Raw genomic sequence first — 21600 nt, forward strand, 5'->3', positions numbered from 1 at the left:
GACGGTGGGGATCGGTGACACGGATGCGCAGGCCAGACCCGCTTGCCCTGACGGACGCTGTCGCCGGACGCGTGTCGATGCCGTTCCTGCCGACCCTGGTGGTCGTGGCGATCCTGGGTGTCGCCTCGATCTACTGCCCCTCGTCGCAGACGACGAACCCGGAGGCCCGCGCCGCCCTGAGCGCGCCCGCCGCCCCCTCGGCCACCGCCTTCGCCAAGGCCGCGCCCATCCCGGTGCCGGTCCGCCGTCCGGCTTCCCTCGCCTTCGCCGAGGCCTATCCGCTGGCCGCGCCGTCCACCGCGCACCCCGTCCCGTCGGCGGCCCGGCCGGCGCTCGCCGGGCGGCCGAATCCGCATGTCGCGGTCGCGGGCCGGCACCCCTGCCCCGGTCGCCGCTGCCCCGAGACGCCGCTGCGCGTGACCGATCCGCTCGCCGCCGGCCGTGCCGAGGCCGCCGAGTCGGACGAGGCCGGGCTGCTTCCGCCCTCCGCCCTGCCCTTCGCGGCGTCGGTGGTCGGACAGCTGGTGCCCGCCGCCCGCGCGGTGGGCGATGCCGCCAGCCTGATGCGGGACGGCGCGGCGGCCATGCAGGGCTCGGTCGCCCTGGCTGTGGCTGAGTGCCTGCGCTGAGGCGCGACCGGCCATCCGACGGCGCATAACGTCAGGCTTGGCCGTCCGCACGCAGCCTCTGGACCTCGCAACCGGGCGTCCTAGGTGCGTTGCAGCGGATGGCCGGGGCGCCTGGCTCCGCGCTGGAGCCGGGGCCGGATGGCTGCACGCATCGAGGATTACGCACTGGTCGGCGATTGCCGCAGCGCCGCGCTGATCAGCCGGCAGGGCAGCGTCGATTGGCTGTGCTGGCCGCGCTTCGATGCCGCCGCCCTGTTCACGAGCCTGCTCGGCACCGAGGCGCACGGCTTCTGGAAGATCTTCCCCGAGGCCGAGAATGTCGAGACCAGCTGGGCCTACCGCCCGGGGAGCCTCGTGCTGGAGACCCGGCACAAGACCCGGCTCGGCGAGGTCCTGGTCACCGATTTCATGCCGGTCGGCGACGGCTCCCATCTCGTGCGCCTGGTCGAGGGCGTGCACGGGCGCGTCGCCATGCGCATGGAGATGGCGGTGCGGTTCGATTACGGCTCCGCGGTGCCCTGGGTCTCGCGCTCGGAGCTGGGCGACCTGCGCGCGGTCTCGGGCCCGCACAAGGTCGTCCTGCGCACGGACGTCCACCTGAAGGGGTCGGACGCGCAGACCACCGTGTCCGAGTTCACCGTCCATGCCGGCGAGCGGCACCGCTTCGTCCTGAGCTACGGCGCCTCCCACGAGGACGACCCGCACCCGATCGAGCCGCGCAAGACGCTCGAGGCGACCGACCAGGCCTGGCGCGAATGGTCGGCGCGCTGCGCCGGCGGCACGGCCTGGGACCGGATGCTGCAGCGCTCGCTCCTGACCCTGAAGGCGCTGATCTACGAGCCCACCGGCGGCATCGTCGCGGCGCCGACCGCGTCCCTGCCCGAGGGGCTCGGCGGCGAGCGCAACTGGGATTACCGGTTCTGCTGGCTGCGCGACTCGACCCTGACGCTGATCGCCCTGATGGACGGTGGCTACATCGACGAGGCGCGCGACTGGCTGGGCTGGCTGTTGCGGGCGGTGGCCGGCAACCCGGAACAGGCGCACATCCTCTACGGCATCGCCGGCGAGCGGCTGCTGCCGGAGATCGAGCTCGACTGGTTGCCCGGCTACGAGAACTCGCGGCCCGTCCGGATCGGCAACGCCGCCGCCTCGCAGTTCCAGATTGACGTCTACGGCGAGCTGTTCGACGCGCTCTACCAGGCCCATGCCCGGGGCCTGCCGATCAGCAAGGACGGGTTGCGGGTCGGGCTGGCGATCCTCGGCCATCTCGAGAAGGCCTGGCGGGATCCGGATGAAGGCATCTGGGAGGTCCGCGGCGGGCGGCGCCACTTCACCCATTCGAAGGTGATGGCCTGGGTCGCGTTCGACCGGGCGCTGCGCATGCACGAGATGCACGAATCGGGCGCCACCGAGGAACAGGCTGCGCGCTGGCGCGCCGTCCGGGACGAGATCCACGCCGAGGTCTGCGCCAAGGGCTTCGATCCCGCGCTCAACAGCTTCGTCCAATCCTACGGGTTGAAGGCGCTCGACGCGAGCCTGCTGCTCATCGCCCATACCGGCTTCCTGCCGCAGGACGATCCCCGGGTGGTCGGCACCGTCGAGGCGATCGGCAAAGGCTTGATGCGCGACGGCTTCATCCTCCGCTACGAGACCGAGGGCCAGACCACCGACGGCCTGTCCGGCAACGAGGGGGCGTTCCTGCCCTGCACGTTCTGGTATGCCGACAACCTGATCGGCCTCGGCCGGCGGGACGAGGCGCGGGCGCTGATCGAGCGCTTGCTCGGCATTTGCACCGATCTCGGCCTGGTCAGCGAGGAATACGACGTGCAAGCCAAGCGCCTTGTGGGTAACTTCCCCCAGGCGTTCACCCATGTCGCGCTCGTCAACACGCTGCTCAGCTATACGCGCGGCGAAGGGCCGGCGGATCGGCAGGGTGGTAAGGCCAACGGAGCCCCTCCCGCCGTCCTTCGGCAGCGTGAAGCCGACAAGCGGCACGCAAGAGGCGAACTGGAAGACGCGACATCATGAGCGGCGCAGACACCCCCACCAAGGCGGATTTCGCTGAGATCGACACGCTCAGCATCAACACCATCCGGACGCTCGCGATCGACGCGGTGCAGAAGGCCAATTCCGGCCATGCCGGCGCGCCGATGGGCCTCGCCCCGGTCGCCTACACGTTGTGGAACCACTACCTCCGCTACGATCCGGCCCATCCGCACTGGCCGAACCGCGACCGCTTCGTGCTGTCCTGCGGCCACGCCTCGATGCTGCTCTACGCGCTCCTGCACCTCGCGAATGTGGCCGAGAGCGACGGCGGCAACGCGCCCGCGGTGACCCTGGAGGAGATCAAGAAGTTCCGGCAGCTCGACAGCCGGACCCCGGGCCATCCGGAGTATCATTTCACCACCGGCGTCGAGACCACCACGGGCCCGCTCGGCCAGGGCGTGGCGAACTCGGTCGGCATGGCGATCGGCGGCCGCTTCCTCGGCTCGCGCCTCAACCGGCCCGAGCTGCCGCTGTTCGACTACAACGTCTACGCGATCTGCTCGGACGGCGACCTGATGGAAGGCGTGGCCTCCGAGGCCGCCTCGCTGGCCGGCCACCTGCGGCTCGCCAACCTCTGCTGGATCTACGACGACAACACCATCACCATCGAGGGCCACACCGAGCTGGCCTTCGGCGAGGAGGTCGCGACCCGGTTCCTGGCCTATGGCTGGCAGGTGCTGCGGGTGGCCGACGCCAACGACCTGCACGCGATCTCGGGCGCCCTCGAGACGTTCCTGGCCACCAACGACCGGCCGACCCTGATCGTCGTCAAGTCGGTGATCGGCTACGGCGCCCCGAAGAAGCAGGGGACCCCGAAGGCGCATTCGGACGCGCTGGGCGAGGACGAGGTCAAGGGCGCCAAGCGCGCCTATGGCTGGCCCGAGGACGCGCAATTCCTGGTGCCGGACGGCGTGCACGAGAATTTCCGCGACGGCATCGGCAAGCGCGGCGCCGCCCTCTACGATACCTGGCAGGAACTGCTCGCCAAGGCGCGGGCGGCCGATGCCGACCATGCCGAGGATCTCGCCGCCCTGCTGGAAGGCCGCCTGCCCGACGGCTGGGACAAGGACATCCCGTTCTTCGAGCCCGACGCCAAGGGCATGGCCACCCGGGAATCCTCCGGGAAGGTGCTCAACGCCATCGCGCAGCACGTGCCGTTCATGCTCGGCGGCTCGGCCGATCTGGCGCCGTCCAACAAGTCGAACCTCACCTTCGAGGGCGCCGGCTCGTTCGGGCCGTTCTCGCCGGGCGGGCGCAACCTGCATTTCGGCGTGCGCGAGCACGCGATGGGCTCGATCGTGAACGGGCTCGGCCTCTCCGGTCTGCGGGCCTACGGCGCCACCTTCCTGGTGTTTGCCGACTACATGCGCCCCCCGATCCGGCTGGCCTCGCTGATGGAGCTGCCGATCTTCCACATCTTCACCCACGACTCGATCGGCGTGGGCGAGGATGGGCCGACCCACCAGCCGGTGGAGCAGCTCCTGTCGCTGCGCTGCATCCCGGGCCTCGTCACCCTGCGCCCGGCCGACGCCAACGAGGTCGCCGAGGCCTATCGGGTGATCTTCTCGCTGAAGAACCAGCCGGCGGTGCTGGCGCTGTCCCGCCAGCCGCTGCCGACGTTGGACCGCACCAAGTACGGCGCCGCCGCCGGCACCGCCAAGGGCGGGTACATCCTGGGCGATTGCGACGGCACCCCGGAGGTGATCCTGATCGGCACCGGGTCGGAGGTGCAGCTCTGCGTCAGCGCCTACGAGGCCTTGAAGGCCGAGGGCGTGAAGGCGCGCGTCGTCTCGATGCCGTCCTGGGACCTGTTCGAGCGACAGGACGAGGCCTACCGGCATTCCGTCCTGCCCCCCGCCGTCAAGGCGCGGGTCACCGTCGAGCAGGGCAGCATGATCGGCTGGGACCGCTACGCCGGCACCGAGGGTACGGTCATCGGCATGAACACGTTCGGGGCCTCCGCGCCGATCAAGGACCTCCAGACCAAGTTCGGCTTTACCCCCGACAAGGTTCTGGAAGCCGCCCGGGCGCAGCTGGCCAAGCATAAGGCATAACGGGCCGTGCGCGGCGTGATCCGTTGCCCCGATCGGGGCTTGGGCGGTGATCGTCGCACCATGTCCGGGTCCCCTCTCCTGGAGGGAGGGGGACAGGGTGAGGGATGGGACTTTCGCGGAAAGGTCTCGACGCTCACCCCAACCCACTCCCACACGGGAGAGGGGCCTGTCGCGGCCGGTTCTGCCGGCCGTGGCCCTGATCGGTAGGAACCAAGGCCTGCCTATCGGCGAATCAGAGCGTTCCGGACGAGAGAACGCGGTACGGGACAACGAGGAACCGACATGAACGCGCTCAAGGCCCTGCACGACGAACAGGATCAGGCGGTTTGGCTGGACTTCGTGGCCCGGGGCTTCATCCAGAAGGGTGAGCTGAAGCGCCTCGTCGAGGAGGATGGCCTGCGCGGGGTGACGTCCAACCCGTCGATCTTCGAGAAGGCGATCGGCCACTCGGACGAGTACGATGCCAGCCTGAAGGCCGTGCAGGAGACCGGCGACAGCCGCGTCATCGACCTCTACGAGGGCCTGGCCATCGCCGACATCCAGGCCGCCGCCGACGTGCTCCGCCCGGTCTACGAGGCGAGCGACGGAGCGGACGGCTATGTCAGCCTCGAAGTGTCGCCCTACCTGGCGCTCGACACCGAGGCGACCCTCGTCGAGGCGCGACGGCTGCACAAGGCGGTGGCCCGCGACAACCTGATGGTGAAGGTGCCGGCCACCCCCGAGGGCATCCCGGCGATCCGCCAGCTGACCAGCGAGGGCATCTCGATCAACGTGACGCTCCTGTTCTCGCAGGAGGCCTACGAGGCGGTCGCCCGCGCCTTCATCGACGGGCTCGACGAACGGGCGAAGGCCGGCCACGACGTAGCGAAGGTGGCGAGCGTCGCGAGCTTCTTCATCAGCCGGATCGACGTGCTGGTCGACAAGCTGCTCGACGAGAAGATCGCCGAGGCCAACGACCCCGACGAGAAGGCGGCGCTCGGCCAGCTCAAGGGCAAGGTGGCGATCGCCAACGCCAAGCTCGCCTACCAGCGCTACCGGAAGATCTTTTCCGAGGCGAAGTGGACGTCGCTATCGGAGAAGGGCGCCAAGGCTCAGCGGCTGCTCTGGGCCTCCACGGGGGTGAAGAACAAGGCCTATTCCGACGTGCTCTATGTCGAGGAGCTGATCGGGCCGAACACCGTCAACACCATGCCGCCCGCCACCATGGACGCGTTCCGCGACCACGGCACTGTGCGGGCGACGATCGAGGAGGACGTGCCCGGCGCCGAGGCCGTCATGGCCCGGCTCGCCCGCGCCGGCATCGATATCGAGGCGGTGGCCGAGCAGCTGGTGAAGGAGGGCGTGCAGCTCTTCATCGACGCCGCCGATAACCTGCTCGGTGCGGTCGCCGGCAAGCGCGCCGCGCTCCTCGGCCAGCGCCTCGACGGCCAGAGCCTCGTCATGGACGACACCCTCGCGGCCGAGGCGAAGAAGACCGTCGAAGCCTGGCGGGCGAGCGGCGCGATCCGCCGGCTTTGGGCCGGCGATGCCACGGTCTGGTCCGGCCACGACGAGGCGAACTGGCTCGGCTGGCTGCACATCGTCGAGGACGAGCTCAAGAAGGCCGCGGACTACGCCGCCTTCTCCGACTGGGTGAAGCAGGAAGGCTTCACCGATGCGGTCGTGCTGGGCATGGGCGGCTCCAGCCTCGGTCCCGAGGTGCTGAGCCTGACCTACGGCCAGCGCGAGGGCTTCCCGAAGCTTCAGATCCTGGACTCGACCCATCCGGATCAGGTGCGCGCCCTGGAGGCGAGCATCGATCTCGGCCGGACCCTGTTCATCGTCTCGTCCAAGTCCGGCTCGACGCTGGAGCCCAACGTCTTTCGCGACTACTTTTTGGGACGCGTGAAGGAGACGCTGGGTGACCGGGCGGGCGACCATTTCGTCGCCGTGACGGACCCCGGCTCCGACATGGAGCGCGCCGCGCAATCCGATAAATTCAAAACGATCTTTTACGGCGTGAAGCAGATCGGCGGCCGCTACTCGGTGCTGTCGGCCTTCGGCCTCGTACCGGCGGCCGCCCTCGGCCTCGACGTGAAGGCGCTTCTGGAGACGGCCCGGATCATGGTCCGCTCCTGCGGGCCGGTGGTGCCGCCGGCCCAGAACCCGGGCGTGCTGCTCGGCACCGCGATGGGCGCGGCCGGTCTCGCCGGACGCGACAAGGTCACGGTCATCGCCTCGCCGGGCATCGACAGCTTCGGCGCCTGGGCGGAGCAGCTCATCGCCGAATCGACCGGCAAGCAGGGCAAGGGCCTCGTGCCCGTGGACGGTGAGCCGGCGAGCGTCCCGGCGGTCTACGGCCGCGACCGGTTCTTCATCTACCTGCGCCTCGACGGCCAGGCGCAGGAGGCCCAGGACGAGGCCCTGCGCGCCCTGGAGCGCGACGGCCATCCGATCGCCCGCATCACCCTCGACTCGATCGAGCAGCTGCCGCAGGAATTCTACCGCCTGGAAATGGCCACCGCGGTGGCCGGCGCGGTGCTCGGCATCAACCCGTTCGACCAGCCCGATGTCGAGGCCAGCAAGATCGAGACGAAGAAGCTGTTCTCGGAGGCCGAGCGCAACGGCGCCCTCCCCGCCGAGACGCCGCTGTTCGAGGACGACGCCATCGCCCTGTTCGCCGACCCGAAGAACGCCGAGGCCCTGCCCCAGGCTTCCGACGGCCTGGAAGCGGCGTTGAAGGCTCAGGTCGCCCGCCTGAAGGATGGCGACTATCTCGGGCTCCTCGCCTACGTCCCCCGCGACCCGAAGACGGCCGGCATCCTCCAGGAGGCCCGGCTTGCGGTGCGCGATGCCCGCAAGGTCGCGACCTGCCTGGAATTCGGGCCGCGGTTCCTCCACTCGACCGGGCAGGCCTACAAGGGCGGCCCGAACACCGGCGTGTTCCTTCAGATCACCTCGGCCCCATCCGAGGACCTGCCGATCCCCGGCCGGGCTCTGGGCTTCAGCACCGTGGTGGCCGCGCAGGCGCGCGGCGACTTCGCGGTGCTGGCCGAGCGCGGCCGCCGGGCGCTGCGGGTCCATATCAAGGGTGATCTCGATACCGGGCTGAAGCGCATTGCGGCGGCGCTCAAGGCCGCGGTGGCCTAGGCGACGGCACCCGCCCCGCGCCGCGACGGCGTGGGGCAATCCTGAGGAGATCAAAGATGCAACTCGGCATGATCGGCCTCGGCCGGATGGGCGGCAATATCGTCCGGCGCCTCCTGCGCGACGGGCACACGGCCGTGGTGTTCGACCAGAACCCGGCGGCGGTGGCCGGACTGGTCGAGGCCGGGGCAATCGGCGCGTCGAGCCTGGAGGATCTGGTCTCCAAGCTCGAAGCCCCCCGCACCGCCTGGGTGATGCTGCCGGCGGGCGCGATCACTGAGGAGGCGGTCACCACTTTGGGCGGCCTGATGCAGGCGGGCGATTGCATCATCGACGGCGGCAATTCCTTCTACGGCGACGACGTGCGCCGGGGCATCGAACTCAAGGCCAAGGGTCTGCACTACGTCGATGTCGGCACCTCGGGCGGCGTCTGGGGGCTGGAGCGCGGCTATTGCATGATGATCGGCGGCGACACCGAGACCGTCGACCGCCTCGATCCGATCTTCAAGACCCTGGCGCCGGGCATCGGCGACATCCCGAAGACGCCCGGCCGCGAGGGCCGCGACCCGCGCGCCGAGCAGGGCTACATCCATGCCGGGCCGACCGGGGCCGGCCACTTCGTCAAGATGGTCCATAACGGCATCGAGTACGGCCTGATGCAGGCCTATGCCGAGGGCTTCGACATCCTGAAGCACGCCAATTCGGAGGCGCTCCCGGCCGAGCGGCGGTTCGACCTGAACATGGGCGACATCGCGGAGGTCTGGCGGCGCGGCAGCGTCGTCTCCTCCTGGCTCCTCGACCTGACCGCCCAGGCCCTGGCCGGCGACGAGAGCCTCCACGATTTCTCCGGCTACGTGGAGGATTCCGGCGAGGGCCGCTGGACGATCAACGCCGCCATCGAGGAGAGCGTCCCGGCGACGGTGCTGTCCGCCGCCCTGTACCGGCGCTTCCGCTCCCGCGAGCAGGAGAGCTACGCCGACAAGCTGCTCTCGGCCATGCGCAAGGGGTTCGGCGGCCACCAGGAACCGAAGAAGTCATGAGGCCGGGACACGCCGAGATTCGCCGATGAGCCTTCCCACCGGAACCCATGTCCTGCCCGATCCGCAGGCGGTCGCCCGCGAGGCGGCCGAGCGGCTGATCGTGGCCTGCAGCGAGACCGGATCCGAGCGGATCGCGATCTGCCTGGCCGGCGGCTCGACCCCGAAAGTGCTCTACGGCCTGCTCGCCGGGCCGGACTACGCCGCCCGGGTGCCGTGGGAGCGGATCCACTGGTTCTTCGGCGACGACCGGGTGGTCCCCTGGGATGATGAGCGCAGCAATGTCCGGATGGTCCGCGAGGCGTTCGGCCACGGATCCCGGATCCCCGCGACCCACCTGCATTTCATCCCCTCCGACGCGGGCGCCGAAGCCGGGGCGCGGGCCTACGAGCGGATCCTGCTCGACTTCTACGGAGCCGACAGGCTCGATCCCGCCCGTCCGCTGTTCGATCTCGTCCTGCTCGGCATCGGCGAGGACGGGCACACCGCGTCGCTGTTCCCCGGCAAGCCGGCGCTCGGCGAGACGGACCGGCTGGTCACTCCGGTGCCCGAGGCCGGCCTGGAGCCGTTCGTGCCGCGCATCACCCTGACCTTCCCGGCCCTGGCCTCCTCCCGGCACGTGCTGTTCCTGGTGACCGGTGCCGGCAAGCGCCGCGCCTTGGCCCGGCTTGCCGCGGGCGAGGCATTGCCCGCCGGCCGGGTGACCAGCCAGGGCGACGTGGCCTGGCTGCTCGACGAGGCCGCCGCCGGCTGAGCCCCCGACCGCACATTCCGGTCTGATCCGGCGGCGCTGCCCCGGGGCGCGCCGACGGATCGATCGCGCTGCGCGCGCAACGACGGGCCGCGAACGGATCGACCGGTCACCCCGTCGACTCGTCCGCGCCATCGTTGCGTCGGTTAGCCCCCTCGCGCCAGCAGACAGCGGGTTTGTCGACCGTCGGGAAACAGCTTTCGGCTCTTCCGCGATCTGACGAAATGTCATTGCTCGCCCGAGCGATCCGAGCCTGAACTTCGCAATCCGTCTCCGGCCCCGCCGCGCTAGGCTTCGCCCAGCCTGACGGAGGGCATTTGAGGAGGCCGCGCATGACCCCGCTGACCCAGCCGGCTGACGTCGAAGCCATGATGGCGGATCTCGCTCTCTCGGCTGAAAGCTCGGCGGACGCCTATCTGGCCTCGGCCCGGGCGACCCTGCTGAAAATCCTGGCGCGGCCCGATCTGCTGGACCGGACGCGACTGGTCGCGCCGCCGGGAGGGCTCGGCCGCAACCTGTTGTTCGGCACGCGGGCGATCAGCGTCTGGGCCATGGTGTGGAGCCCGGGAGCGGTCACGCCGGTCCACGATCACCATTGCTCCTGCTGCTTCGGCCTGCTCAGCGGCAGCCTGCGGGAAACGTGGTATCGCCCGATCAGCGACACCCACGCGGTCGCGACCCTGGATGCGGTCCGGGTCCCCGGCTACGTGGCCTGCATGATGCCCACCGGCCCGAACCTGCACCGGATCGCCAACGCGGGTCCAGACACGGCGATCTCGATCCACGTCTACGGCTACGATCACCGGGAGCAGGCCTCGTCGATCCACCGGACCTACGAGGTCGCGCCGGGGTGATGTGAGACCCGCGCCGTCATGGCCGGCGCAGCGCGCGGTTTCAGAGCGCCGGGGTGCCGCGTCGCGCTCGCGATGGCGCCGACGCTCCAAGTCGAAACCGTCAATCCATGTAGATCGTCGGCACGGCGGTCGTGTACTTCATCTCCTCCATGGCGATGGACGAGGACAGGTTCGAGAATTCGAGCTTGGCGATGAGCCGCTGGTAGACGGCGTCGTAGGCCTCGATATCGGGCACGACGATGCGCAGCAGGTAGTCGATCTCGCCGGTCAGGCGCCAGGCCTCGACGATTTCCGGGAAGCCCGCGACGACCCGGCGGAACGCGTCGGACCAGTCGGCCGCGTGGCGCGGCGCCTTCACCGCCACGAACACCGTCGTCGGGACGTTGACCTTCCGGCGATCCACCAGGGCGACCCGGCCCCGGATCACCCCCGACGCCTCCAGCTTCTTGACCCGGCGCCAGCACGGGGCGGCGCTCACCCCGACCCGCTCGGCCAGCTCGGCGACCGGCAGCGTCGCGTCCTGCTGAAGGACGTCGAGAATCTTTCGGTCCACCGCGTCCATGCGAAAGCTGCTCCCGCGCGGGGTCCAGGCTGCCGGGGCTACAGGAAGAAGTGCTTCGAGAGCTTCAGCCCCTGGGCCTGGTAGTTCGAGCCGGCCCCGGCGCCGTAGAGCGTGCCGGGGATGGCCAGCATCCGCTCGTAGACGAGCCGGCCGACGATCTGGCCGTCTTCCAGCAGGAACGGCACGTCGCGTGATCGGACCTCGAGCACCGCGCGGGCGCCCGCGCCGCCGGCCCCGGCATGGCCGAAGCCGGGATCGAAGAAGCCGGCGTAATGGACCCGGAACTCGCCGACCAGGGGATCGAACGGCACCATCTCGGCGGCGTGGTCCGGGGGGACCTGCACCGATTCCTTCGAGGCCAGGATGTAGAACTGGCCGGGATCGAGGATCAGGGCGCCCGAGCCGTCGGCCGGCAGCGGCTCCCAGAAATCCACGGCCCGGTGGCGACCCGGGGCGTCGACATCGACCAGCCCGGTATGGCGCTTGGCCCGGTAGCCGATCAGCCCGTCGAACCCGGACAGGTCCACCGAGACCGCGACGCCGCCCTGGAAGGACGGGGCGTCGGAATCGACCAGCGGCGAGCGCAGATGCAGCTGGCCGAGTTCCGCCTCGTTGAGGCGCGGCGAACCCTGGCGGAACCGAATCTGCGACAGGCGTGAGCCGGTCCGGACCAGGACCGGGAAGGTGCGCGGCGAGATCTCGGCGTAGAGGGGCCCGGTATAGCCCGGCTCGACCTGGTCGAACGCCTCGCCGCGGTCGGTGATCACCCGGGTGAACACGTCGATGCGTCCGGTGGAGCTCTTCGGGTTCGCGGCCGCGGCCAGGTCGCCCGGCAGCGCCAGGCTTTCCTGCAACTCGGCAATGTAGACGCAGCCCGTCTCCAGCACCGCGCCCGGCCGCAGGTCGATCCGGTGCAGCGACAGGCGCTCGACGCAGGCCTGGACCGTGCGGGCGGCGCCGGGAAGGAAGCTGGTCCGGACCCGGTAGGCCGTGGCGCCGAGGCGCAGGTCGAGACTGGCCGGCTGGATCTGGTCGCCCGCGAAGGGCTCGGCCGCGCGGATGCCGCCCGCCTGGGCCAGGGCCGCGATCGCCTCGGCCGGCAGGATGCCGGAGCGGGTCTCTACGGCCGAATCGGCGGCCTGCGAATCGGCGGCATCCATGCCTGCGCCCGCGTTCATCGCGCCTCGACTCCTTCGCGCGCCTCCGGGTGGATCCGCGTCCGGAAACGTTCTCCGCCGGGACTGGCTAATGCCGGCTTAACCGGGTGCGCGACACGCCCGGTACCGCGCTCCGTCCCCGTCCAACCGGCCTGCGGCATCATCCGCGCGAGGTAGTCCGCCGCAATTGACGGCGATTTCACCGCCCACTACCACCGCCAGTGAAGCGTGTTCAATCCGTGTTCATCGGATCGCACCGTTCGAAGAAGGGCCTTATAGGGCGATGTACAAGGCCGAGACGCGAGGAATTCGAGTGACCGTTCAGCCTCGCTTCGTCGAGGAGGAATCCTCGCCGAATGAGAGCCGGTATTTCTTTGCCTACACGGTCGAGATCGTGAACACCGGCAGCGAGCAGGTCCAGCTGCGCTCCCGCCATTGGCGCATCATCGACGGGCACGGGGCCTGCCAGGAAGTGCGCGGGACCGGCGTGGTCGGCAAGCAGCCCGTGCTGGAGCCGGGCGAGTCCTTCTGCTACACCAGCGGCTGCCCGCTCAACACGCCCGATGGCCTGATGGCCGGCAGCTACACCATGGCGACGGTGGCCGGCGAAAGCTTCGAGGCCGAGATTCCCGCCTTCTCCCTCGACAGTCCGCACGTCCGCCGCAGCCTGCACTGAGGTCCCGAGCCCGGGGCTTCGCTCCGGAGGGATTTATGTCTGGGATCGGCGAGCGGCTCAGCCCGCTCGACATGCTCGCCCGCCTCGTGTCGTTCGATACCGAGAGCGACAAGTCGAACCTCGCCCTGATCGATTCCGTCTGCGCCTATCTCGACGGCTGGGGTGTCCCGTATCTCCGCCTGCCGAACGCCGCCGGCGACAAGGCGGCCCTGTTCGCCACGATCGGCCCGATGGTCGACGGCGGCGTCGTCCTCTCCGGCCATACCGACGTGGTCCCGGTGGCGGGCCAGGCCTGGACCAGCGACCCCTTCACCCTGCGCGTCGCCGACGGCCGGGCCTATGGGCGCGGCGCCGTCGACATGAAGGCGTTCGATGCCCTGGCTCTGGCTCTGGTGCCCGACATGCTGGCCGCCGATCTCAGGCGGCCGATCCACATCCTGCTCTCCTACGACGAGGAGACCACCTGCCTCGGCTCGATGGATGCGATCACGCGGTTCGGCGCCGACCTGCCGCGGCCTAATGCGGTGATCGTCGGCGAGCCGACCGGGATGGAGGTTGCCGACGCGCACAAGAGCATCGTCACCTGCCTGACCATCGTGCACGGCCACGAGGCCCATTCGGCCCGGCCGGCGCTCGGGGCGAACGCGGTGGCGGCGGCCTGCGAGCTGGTCGCCGGCCTCAGCCGGATCGCCGACCGGATGGTCGAGCGCGGCGACGCTTCGGGGCGGTTCGATCCGGCCGCCACCACAATCCATGTCGGCACGATCCAGGGCGGCACGGCGCGCAACATCCTCGCCAAGGAGTGTCGCTTCCACTGGGAGTATCGCGGCCTGCCCGACCTCGACCCGGGCGAGATCCCGCGCCTGTTCGCCGAGGAGGTCGAACGGGTGACGCGGGAGCGCCTGAACCGGTACGGTGATTACGGGCGAATCGAGACGATCGAGGAGGTCGACATTCCCGGGCTCGCACCCGAACCCGGCTCCGAGGCCGAGCGGCTGTGCCTGCGGCTCGCGGGGCGCAACCGCACCATCGCTGTGCCCTACGCCACCGAGGCCGGGCGGTTCCAGCGGGCCGGGATCCCGACGGTCGTGTGCGGACCCGGCGACATCGCCCAGGCCCACCAACCCGACGAATTCATCACCCTCGACGCGCTCGGCAAGGGCGAGCGGTTCCTGAGGGCCCTGATCGAGGCTTCCGCGTCATGAACGCGCTTACCGGCATCACCATCAAGCTGCGACCGCTGGAACGCGAGGACCTGCGCTTCGTCCACCAGCTCAACAACAACGACAGCATCATGCGCTACTGGTTCGAGGAGGCCTACGAGTCCTTCGCCGAACTGCAGCAGCTCTACGAGCGCAACATCCACAACCAGACCGAGCGCCGCTTCATCGTGGCCGATCCGACCGGCGAGCCCGCAGGGCTGATCGAGCTCGTCGAGATCAACCACCTGCACCGGCGCTGCGAGTTCCAGATCGCGATCCACCCGAGCTTCCAGGGCCGGGGCTATGCCTGGCAGGCGACCCGGATCGCCATGGATTACGCGTTCAGCGTGCTCAACATCCACAAGCTGTACCTGCATGTGGACCGGGACAATGCCCGGGCGGTGCGCATCTACGAGCGCTGCGGCTTCCGGCCCGAGGGCGTGCTGAAGGACGAGTTCTTCGTGAACGGCCGCTATCGCGACGCCGTGCGGATGTGCCTGTTCCAGCCGGATTATCTGAAGGCCCGCGGCGGCGGCGACATCGCCGAGCCGGTGCTGAAGGTCTGACCCGCCGATGCGGGAGGGGCCACCGAGGCCCCTCCCCATTCGTGCTCAGTTGCGGCCGGCCTTGCCGGCGCCCTGCGCTGCGCCGCCCTGAGACGGGCCGGCATTCAGGCCGCCGCGCTCGGCGCCGCCCATCCGGCCGCTGTCGGTGCCGGCCGGCCGCGCGCCGCCCTGCGGGTCACCGCGCTCCGAGGCGTTGCGGATACCGTCCTGCTGGCCGCCCCGCATGTCGCTGTTGCGGGTACCGTCGTTCCGACCTTCGCGGTTGGCGGCCCGGTCCGTGTCGCGCCCCTCATTGCGCACCGCGTTGCGGGTGCCGTCGCGCAAGTCGCGGCGGTCGCTGCGGATGCCGGCGCGGGTCTCGGTCCGGAAGCTGGCATTGACCGTGCCGCCGCCGCTCAGCCGGCGATATTCATCCGAACCGTAGCGCACCCGCTGGCCGCGGATCGTCACGAAGCGCTCCTCGCGCACCGATACCAGACGGCGGTATTCGGGCGAGCCGTAGACGACGCGCTGGCCCCGGATGGTCACGAAGCGCTCGCGCGGTCGGCTCTCACGGGTGCTGACAAGGCGGCGGTACTCGGGTGAGCCGTAGAGGACCCGCTGGCCGCGGATCACGACGTAGCGGACCCGGGGGCCGCGATTCTCGGTGACGACGAGGCGCCGGTACTCGGGCGAGCCGTACACGACCCGGCGACCGCCGATGAACACGAACCGGCCCTCGCGGCGCAGACCGCCTTCGACTCGGTCCGACCGGATATCGGTCCGGCGCTCCGTACGGCTCTCCGTCCGGCCACGGATATCGGCGCGGTCGCCCCGTTCGGCGCGCGCGCCATCCCGGTCACCGCGCGCATCCCGCTCGGCGCGGTCGCCGCGGCGCTCGCCGGCTTCCGGGCCGGCTCGGCCGCGATCCTGGGCCATCCGGTCGCCGGATTCCCGCCCGTCATCCCGGCCCTGCGCGGCCCGTCCGGTTTCGGCGCCGGCGCGACCCGAGGCAGCTTGGTCGCCATTCTGCGATCCGCTCCGGTCGGCCCCGCTCCGCATGCTCGATTCCGAGCCGCCCGCCCCGGCCCGGCCGGCCATCCCGCCACCGCGATCGGCTCCCGCCGATTGCTGCGCATAGGCCGAGGTGCTGATCAGCAGCGCGGCCAACCCGATCGACAACGTTCGCATGGCGTCTCCTCCGATATTGAAGCAGCCACGCAACGTCGAAGGTCCGGAAACGGTTCGGTTCGCAATCCTCAAAAATTCACGCAACGAATACTGATGCATCCGCGTTTCGCGTGCAGAAGCTTAGCCATTGTTGGCTGAGGAACCGGGCCGATCGCGCGCGGCCCGGGCTTCTACTGGTTCGGCTGCGCGCCGATCTCGGCCTCGACCTCCTGCGGGTCGAGATCGTAGCGGCGGGAGCAGAATTCGCAGGTGATGACGATGCGCCCGTCATCCGCCACGATGTCGCGCCGCTCCTCGGGCGAGAACGAGCGGATCATGCCCATGACGCGCTCCCGCGAGCAGCGGCAGGCCTCGTGCACCGACTGGCGGTCGAACACCCGCACGCCGCGTTCGTGGAACAGCCGGTAGAGCAGGCGCTCGCTCGACACGCTCGGATCGACCAACTCGTGATCCTCAACGGTGCCGACGAGCGAGCGCGCCTCGACCCAGGCATCGTCCTCGACCGCCTGCCCGGACAGGTGCGTGTGGCCCTCCGGGATGTCGCCCGGCGGCAGGTCGGCGAGGCGAGCCCGGTCGGTCGACTGGGGCAGGAACTGCACGATCAAGCCGCCGGCGCGCCAATGCCCGGCGCCCTCCTCCACGGCCTCGGCGACCGCGAGGCGCACCTGCGTGGGGATCTGCTCCGACTGGCGGAAATACTGGTGCGCGGCCTCCTCCAGGCTCTGGCCTTCCAGGGCGACGACGCCCTGGTAGCGGCTGGCGGCGGAGCCCTGGTCGATGGTCATGGCCAGATGGCCGGCACCGATCAGGTCGGCATCCTTCAGCGGACGCGCGCCCAGGGCGGCCACCTTTTCCGCGTCGAACCGCGCGGTGGCGCGCAGGCGGTCGGGCGCCTCGAAATCGACCACGATCATCGCCACCGGGCCGTCGGTCTTGGTCTGGAGCTGGAACCGGCCCTCGAACTTGAGCGACGAGCCGAGCAGCACCGTCAGCGCGGCGGCCTCGCCCAGGAGCCGGGCGACGGAATCCGGGTAGCCGTGGCGGCGCAGGATCGTGTCCACCGAGGGCCCCAGCCGGACCAGGCGCCCGCGCACGTCGAGCGCCTCGACCGCGAAGGGCAGCACGGCGTCATCCGTACCGCCATGGCCGTTGCCGACAGGTTGCCCGGCCTGCATCTGGGATTGCGACTCTGGTCCTGAGGTCATGCCCGCTCCGATCGATACGCCCGGCTCCGGCGGCGGCCGCTCCGACGTGCCGGGGCGCAGATCCCGCTCCGGCGAGGAGCGGGATGGCGTGAGGAACAGGGCCCGTTCGGAACGATCTGATCCCTCACCCCGCCCGCGCCCGCACGGGAGAGGAGGCGCGTCGCGCCACATCCGTCGCCGGGGTGCTGCCGTCCGGCAGCCGTGATGGGGAGGCGGGCCGCGAGAGCCGCCCGCTCACCCCCATATGGGGCGCGGTCCCGAAAAGCGCGAGCCCGGGATCAGGGCGTGCCCGCGCTCAGGCACCAGGCCAGGATCCCCTTCTGCGCGTGCAGGCGGTTCTCGGCCTCGTCGAACACCACGGAGCGCGGCCCGTCCATGACGTCGGCCGTGACCTCCTCGCCGCGATGGGCGGGCAGGCAGTGCATGAAGATCGCGTCCGGGTTGGCGGCCGCCATCAGCTTGGCGTTCACCTGGTAGGGGCTCAGCAGGTTGTGGCGGTGGCCCTCGTCGTCGTCGCCCATCGAGACCCAGCAATCCGTCACCACGGCATCGGCGCCCTGGACGGCCGCGAAGGCGTCTGTGGTGACGTTGATCTTCGCGCCCTCGCGCTTGGCCCAGGCGACCAGAGCCGGCGGGGGCGCGAGTTCGGGCGGGCTGGCGATGTCGAGGCTGAAATCGAGCCGCGCGGCGGCGTGGACCCAGCTCGCCAGGACATTGTTGGAATCGCCCGACCAGGCCACCTTGCGGCCCTTGATCGGCCCGCGATGCTCCTCGAAGGTCATCACGTCGGCCATGATCTGGCAGGGATGCGACACCTTGGTCAGGGCGTTGATGACCGGCACGGTGGCGTACTCGGCCAGCTCCAGCATCTGACCGTGGTCGAGGATGCGGATCATGATCGCGTCGACGAAGCGCGACAGCACCTGGGCGGTGTCGCCGATGGTCTCGCCCCGGCCGAGCTGCATCTCGGATCCGGTGAGCATCAGGGTCTCACCGCCGAGTTCGCGCATCGCCACGTCGAACGAGACGCGGGTCCGGGTCGAGGGCCGGTCGAACACCATGGCGAGGGTCTTGCCCACGAGCGGGCGCTCGGCGGCGCGCTCGCCCTTGCGGCGGCGCGCCTTCATGGCGGCGCTCGCATCGAGCACCCCGCGCAGCTCCGCCCCGGAGAAGTCCTTGAGGTCGAGGAAGTGGCGGGGGCCGGCACCGTTCAGGTGCGGGACTGGGGCACGCGCCCGGCCGTCAATCTGGGCTTTCATCGCGTCACGTTCGCTAGAGCCTGCTCCACGATCACCTGATCATGAACGACACTCTATCTCCTGGTGAGGGGCATTCTCGTCACGCGCGGCGGGGATCGACCGCGCCCGAAAATGCTTCGCACCGCCCTGCGCCGGAACGCGGCGCAGGGCGGTGATTCTGAAACTGCGGGATCGACGTGCTATTCGGCGGCCCCGCGCAGGGCTTCGAAGGATGCGGCGGCCTCGTCGAGCCGCCGGACCGCCTCGTCGATCTCGCTGTCGCTGACGATCAGCGGCGGCAGCAGGCGGACGATGTTGTCGCCGGCCGGGATGACCAGGAGATGGGCAGCCCGGGCGGCGGCGGCGAAATCGGTGTTCGGCACGCCGAGCTTGAGGCCGAGCATCAGGCCCTCGCCGCGGATCTCCTGGAAGACATGCGGGTGGCGGTCGCGCAAGGACGCGAGCTTCTGCTTGAGCAGGAGCCCGGCATGGGCGACGCGGTCGAGGAAGCCGTCCTCCAGCACCACGTCGAGCACGGCGTTGCCCACCGCCATGGCGAGCGGGTTGCCGCCGAAGGTGGTGCCGTGGCTGCCGGCGGTCATGCCGCGGGCCGCCTCGCGGGTGGCGAGGCAGGCGCCCATCGGGAAGCCGCCGCCGATGCCCTTGGCCACGCTCATGATGTCCGGGGTGATGCCCGACCATTCATGGGCGAACAGCTTGCCGGTGCGCCCGACGCCGGTCTGGACCTCGTCCATGATCAGCAGGAGGCCGTTCGCGTCGCAGATCTCGCGCAGGCGGCGCAGATCCGCATGCGGGATCACACGCACGCCGCCCTCGCCCTGGATCGGCTCGATCATCAGGGCCGCCGTTTCCGGCCCGATCGCGGCCTCCAGCGCGGCGTAGTCGCCGGCCGGGACCTGGTCGAATCCGTCGACCTTGGGGCCGAAGCCCTCGATGTATTTCTGCTGCCCGCCGGCCGCCAGCGTCGCCAGCGTCCGCCCGTGGAAGGCGCCCACGAAGGTCACGATCCGGTAGCGCTCCGGATTGCCGCCGGCGGCGTGGTACTTCCGGGCGATCTTGATCGCCGCCTCGTTGGCCTCGGCCCCCGAATTGCAGAAGAACACCACGTCCGCGAAGGTCGCGTCCACCAGGCGCCGGCCGAACCGCTCGCCGCCCGGGATCTCGAACAGGTTGGATGTGTGCCAGATCCGGCTGGCCTGCTCGGTGAGCGCGCCGACCAGGTGCGGATGCGCGTGGCCGAGGCCGTTGACCGCGATGCCGGCGCCGAAATCGAGGTATCGCTCCCCGGCTTCCGTCACGAGCCAGGCGCCCTCGCCGCGCTCGAAAGCGAGCGGCGCGCGGACGTAGGTCGGCAGAAGGGCTGACGTCACGGATCCCGTCTCCGTCGTTGTAAAGGCTTGGAGCAAGCGTTAGCCGGCTCCAAATGAAAGTGCCGCCTCGTCATGGGCGGCACGCGCGCGATTACTATGAATCAACCGCCTCCTGTCAACGTTGCAGGGACCATGCCGTTCGCCCGGCCGCTCTGCGCGAGGCTTGCGCGGACCGGATTTCAGTGACGCCTTAACGGGCTAGTCCGCTTGGCCTATCCCCTTGCGCGGCGGGGGGCGGGCATGCTCCTGCTCCCGCAGATTCGAGTCAGCGCGGGAGAATCGCATGAGCACGATCAAGGACCGTCTCGAGAAGCTGGGCCTCACCCTGCCGAAGGCGGCGGCACCGGTGGCGAACTACGTGCCGTTCGTCCGCACCGGCAATCTCGTGGTCATTTCCGGCCAGGTCTGCTTCGGGCCGGACGGGACCATCGCCCCCGAGCACAAGGGCAAGGTCGGCGGCAACGTCTCGGCCGAGGCCGGCAAGGCGGCGGCCCGGCTCTGCGCCCTCAACGTGCTGGCCCAGCTCGAGGCCGCGGTGGGCGACCTCGATCGCGCCCTGGAGCAATGCGTCCGACTCGGCGGCTTCATCAACGCCGCGCCCGGCTTCTCCGCGGTGGCGGGCGTGATGAACGGCGCCTCGGACCTCATGGTCGAGCTGCTGGGCGATTGCGGCCGCCATGCCCGCTCGACGGTCGGCGTCGCCGAACTGCCCCTCGACGCCGCCGTCGAGGTCGAGGCGATGTTCGAGGTCCGCTAGGCGTGGCCGCTCCCGACTGGCTCACCGCGCGGCCGATCGCGCATCGCGGGCTGCACGACCGCGCGGCGGGCCGGCCGGAAAACACCCTGGCCGCCGCCCGCGCCGCTGTGGCGGGCGGTTTCGCCATCGAGTGCGACGTCCAGCTGAGCGCCGACGGCGAGGCGATGGTGTTCCACGACGCCGCGCTCGGCCGGCTCACCGGGGCGAGCGAGGCGATCGGGGCCAAATCCGCAGCCGAGCTGGGCACGTTGTCCGTTGCCGGGACTTCTGAGACGATCCCGACCCTGGCGGACTTCCTGGCGGCGGTCGCCGGTTCGGTGCCGGTCGTGATCGAGGTCAAATCCCGCTACGACGGCGATCCCCGGCTGGCGGCCCGCGCGGCCGAGCTGGCCGCCGCCTATGGCGGTCCCGTGGCGCTCAAATCCTTCGATCCGCAGGTGGTCGCGGCTCTGCGCGACCTGTGCCCGCCGGCGATGCCCCGCGGGATCGTCGCCGAGACAACCCAGGACGACCCGGCCTATGCCGCCATGCCCTGGGCGACGCGCCGGGCCTTGTCGAACCTGCTCCATTTCGCCGACAGCCGGCCGGATTTCCTGTCCTGGCGGGTCGATGATCTGCCCTGCGCGCCGACCTACCTGTGCCGGCTCCTCAGCCGCATCCCGGTGATGGCCTGGACGGTGCGGAGCGAGGATCAGCGCGCCCGCGCGGGCGCACACGCCGATCAGATGGTGTTCGAGGGTTTCGTTCCATGACAGCGACGATCGCGGTGCGCCGTCGGATCGTCGGGGCGGCGGCCGGCCTCGCCGCAATCCTGCTCGCGTCGATCCCTGCCCTGGCGGCCGATCCGTGCGAGAGCATGGTCCAGTCGGACCTCAACGAATGCGCGCGTGCCGATTATCGCACCGCCGACGCCGCGCTGAACGCGGTCTATGTCCAGTTGATGAAAAAGGTCGGTCCGAAGACCAAGGACGCGCTGCGCGCTGCGCAGAAGGCCTGGCTCTCGTATCGGGATGCGACCTGCGCCCTCGAAACCATGGGCCTGGAGGGCGGCTCCGCCTACCCGATGGAATTGAGCGGCTGCCTCAAGGGGCTGACCGATGCGCGCACCAAGGCGCTGACGGCATATCTCGCCTGCAAGCCGGATGACGTGAACTGCGTCGGCGCATTCCAGGAGTAGGC

Annotated in this window: 19 protein-coding genes; 13 read left to right on the plus strand and 6 right to left on the minus strand. The window is 70.2% G+C overall.

Going from position 1 to position 21600, the window contains the following annotated elements; all coding sequences use genetic code 11:
• Positions 1-77: 77 nt before the first annotated feature.
• The 7 genes from LGR69_RS22070 to LGR69_RS22100 all read left to right on the plus strand — a co-directional run bounded on the left by LGR69_RS22070 (position 78) and on the right by LGR69_RS22100 (position 10497).
• On the plus strand, positions 78-629 hold the full coding sequence (locus LGR69_RS22070) for a hypothetical protein (RefSeq protein WP_230367338.1): 552 nt from the start codon (positions 78-80) through the stop codon (positions 627-629).
• A gap of 111 nt (positions 630-740) precedes the next feature.
• Positions 741-2657, plus strand: a complete 1917-nt coding sequence (locus tag LGR69_RS22075) for a glycoside hydrolase family 15 protein (RefSeq protein WP_268868737.1) — start codon at positions 741-743, stop codon at positions 2655-2657.
• Positions 2654-4729 (plus strand): transketolase, encoded by a 2076-nt coding sequence (tkt, locus tag LGR69_RS22080; RefSeq protein ID WP_230367340.1) that lies wholly within the window; start codon positions 2654-2656, stop codon positions 4727-4729. The genes LGR69_RS22075 and tkt overlap by 4 nt, the downstream gene beginning before the upstream one ends.
• A 282-nt stretch (positions 4730-5011) precedes the next feature.
• Positions 5012-7858: a bifunctional transaldolase/phosoglucose isomerase gene (locus tag LGR69_RS22085; protein WP_230367341.1), complete on the plus strand. Its 2847-nt coding sequence runs from the start codon at positions 5012-5014 to the stop codon at positions 7856-7858.
• Between the two features lie 56 nt (positions 7859-7914).
• Positions 7915-8895, plus strand: coding sequence for a phosphogluconate dehydrogenase (NAD(+)-dependent, decarboxylating) (gene gnd, locus LGR69_RS22090; RefSeq protein ID WP_007562434.1), 981 nt, complete (start codon positions 7915-7917; stop codon positions 8893-8895).
• 25 nt (positions 8896-8920) lie between these two features.
• On the plus strand, positions 8921-9646 hold the full coding sequence (gene pgl / locus LGR69_RS22095) for a 6-phosphogluconolactonase (protein WP_230367342.1): 726 nt from the start codon (positions 8921-8923) through the stop codon (positions 9644-9646).
• Positions 9647-9975: 329 nt separating this feature from the next.
• Positions 9976-10497: a cysteine dioxygenase family protein gene (locus tag LGR69_RS22100; RefSeq protein WP_230367343.1), complete on the plus strand. Its 522-nt coding sequence runs from the start codon at positions 9976-9978 to the stop codon at positions 10495-10497.
• 100 nt (positions 10498-10597) lie between these two features.
• Here the strand turns inward: LGR69_RS22100 and LGR69_RS22105 are convergent, their stop codons facing one another.
• The gene (locus LGR69_RS22105) at positions 10598-11059 is read right to left on the minus strand and encodes an Lrp/AsnC family transcriptional regulator (protein WP_007562427.1); all 462 of its coding nucleotides are present in this window, start codon (positions 11057-11059) and stop codon (positions 10598-10600) included.
• Positions 11060-11097: 38 nt separating this feature from the next.
• Entirely contained in the window at positions 11098-12237 is a 1140-nt protein-coding gene (locus tag LGR69_RS22110; RefSeq protein WP_230367344.1) for a 2'-deoxycytidine 5'-triphosphate deaminase, read from the minus strand.
• Between the two features lie 262 nt (positions 12238-12499).
• Here LGR69_RS22110 and apaG point away from each other — a divergent pair, with 262 nt between their 5' ends.
• The 3 genes from apaG to speG are packed head-to-tail and all read left to right on the plus strand — an operon-like array spanning position 12500 to position 14660.
• Positions 12500-12892, plus strand: coding sequence for a Co2+/Mg2+ efflux protein ApaG (apaG, locus tag LGR69_RS22115; protein WP_007562424.1), 393 nt, complete (start codon positions 12500-12502; stop codon positions 12890-12892).
• Between the two features lie 35 nt (positions 12893-12927).
• Complete coding sequence (gene argE / locus LGR69_RS22120; protein WP_230367345.1) at positions 12928-14097, plus strand: acetylornithine deacetylase; 1170 nt, start codon at positions 12928-12930, stop codon at positions 14095-14097.
• The gene (gene speG, locus LGR69_RS22125) at positions 14094-14660 is read left to right on the plus strand and encodes a spermidine N1-acetyltransferase (protein WP_050732848.1); all 567 of its coding nucleotides are present in this window, start codon (positions 14094-14096) and stop codon (positions 14658-14660) included. The genes argE and speG overlap by 4 nt, the downstream gene beginning before the upstream one ends.
• Positions 14661-14705: 45 nt before the next feature.
• Here the strand turns inward: speG and LGR69_RS22130 are convergent, their stop codons facing one another.
• The 4 genes from LGR69_RS22130 to LGR69_RS22145 form a co-directional block, all read right to left on the minus strand.
• Positions 14706-15830, minus strand: coding sequence for a hypothetical protein (locus LGR69_RS22130; RefSeq protein ID WP_230367346.1), 1125 nt, complete (start codon positions 15828-15830; stop codon positions 14706-14708).
• Between the two features lie 170 nt (positions 15831-16000).
• Positions 16001-17005 carry an Hsp33 family molecular chaperone gene (locus tag LGR69_RS22135; RefSeq protein ID WP_230367418.1) on the minus strand — a complete coding sequence of 335 codons (1005 nt, stop codon included), beginning with the start codon at positions 17003-17005 and terminating at the stop codon, positions 16001-16003.
• A 308-nt stretch (positions 17006-17313) separates the two neighbouring features.
• On the minus strand, positions 17314-18294 hold the full coding sequence (argF, locus tag LGR69_RS22140) for an ornithine carbamoyltransferase (RefSeq protein WP_230367347.1): 981 nt from the start codon (positions 18292-18294) through the stop codon (positions 17314-17316).
• A gap of 179 nt (positions 18295-18473) precedes the next feature.
• Positions 18474-19664: an aspartate aminotransferase family protein gene (locus tag LGR69_RS22145; protein ID WP_122159544.1), complete on the minus strand. Its 1191-nt coding sequence runs from the start codon at positions 19662-19664 to the stop codon at positions 18474-18476.
• A 283-nt stretch (positions 19665-19947) separates the two neighbouring features.
• Here LGR69_RS22145 and LGR69_RS22150 point away from each other — a divergent pair, with 283 nt between their 5' ends.
• From LGR69_RS22150 to LGR69_RS22160, 3 genes are read left to right on the plus strand one after another with little or no spacing between them, the layout of a single operon-like run.
• On the plus strand, positions 19948-20421 hold the full coding sequence (locus tag LGR69_RS22150; RefSeq protein ID WP_007562410.1) for a RidA family protein: 474 nt from the start codon (positions 19948-19950) through the stop codon (positions 20419-20421).
• Between the two features lie 2 nt (positions 20422-20423).
• Positions 20424-21173: a glycerophosphodiester phosphodiesterase family protein gene (locus tag LGR69_RS22155; protein ID WP_230367348.1), complete on the plus strand. Its 750-nt coding sequence runs from the start codon at positions 20424-20426 to the stop codon at positions 21171-21173.
• Positions 21170-21598: a lysozyme inhibitor LprI family protein gene (locus tag LGR69_RS22160; protein WP_091863676.1), complete on the plus strand. Its 429-nt coding sequence runs from the start codon at positions 21170-21172 to the stop codon at positions 21596-21598. The genes LGR69_RS22155 and LGR69_RS22160 overlap by 4 nt, the downstream gene beginning before the upstream one ends.
• Positions 21599-21600: the final 2 nt, after the last annotated feature.

It is taken from the genome of Methylobacterium brachiatum (genome assembly GCF_020523825.1).
In the GTDB taxonomy this organism is placed as follows: Bacteria; Pseudomonadota; Alphaproteobacteria; order Rhizobiales; family Beijerinckiaceae; genus Methylobacterium; species Methylobacterium brachiatum.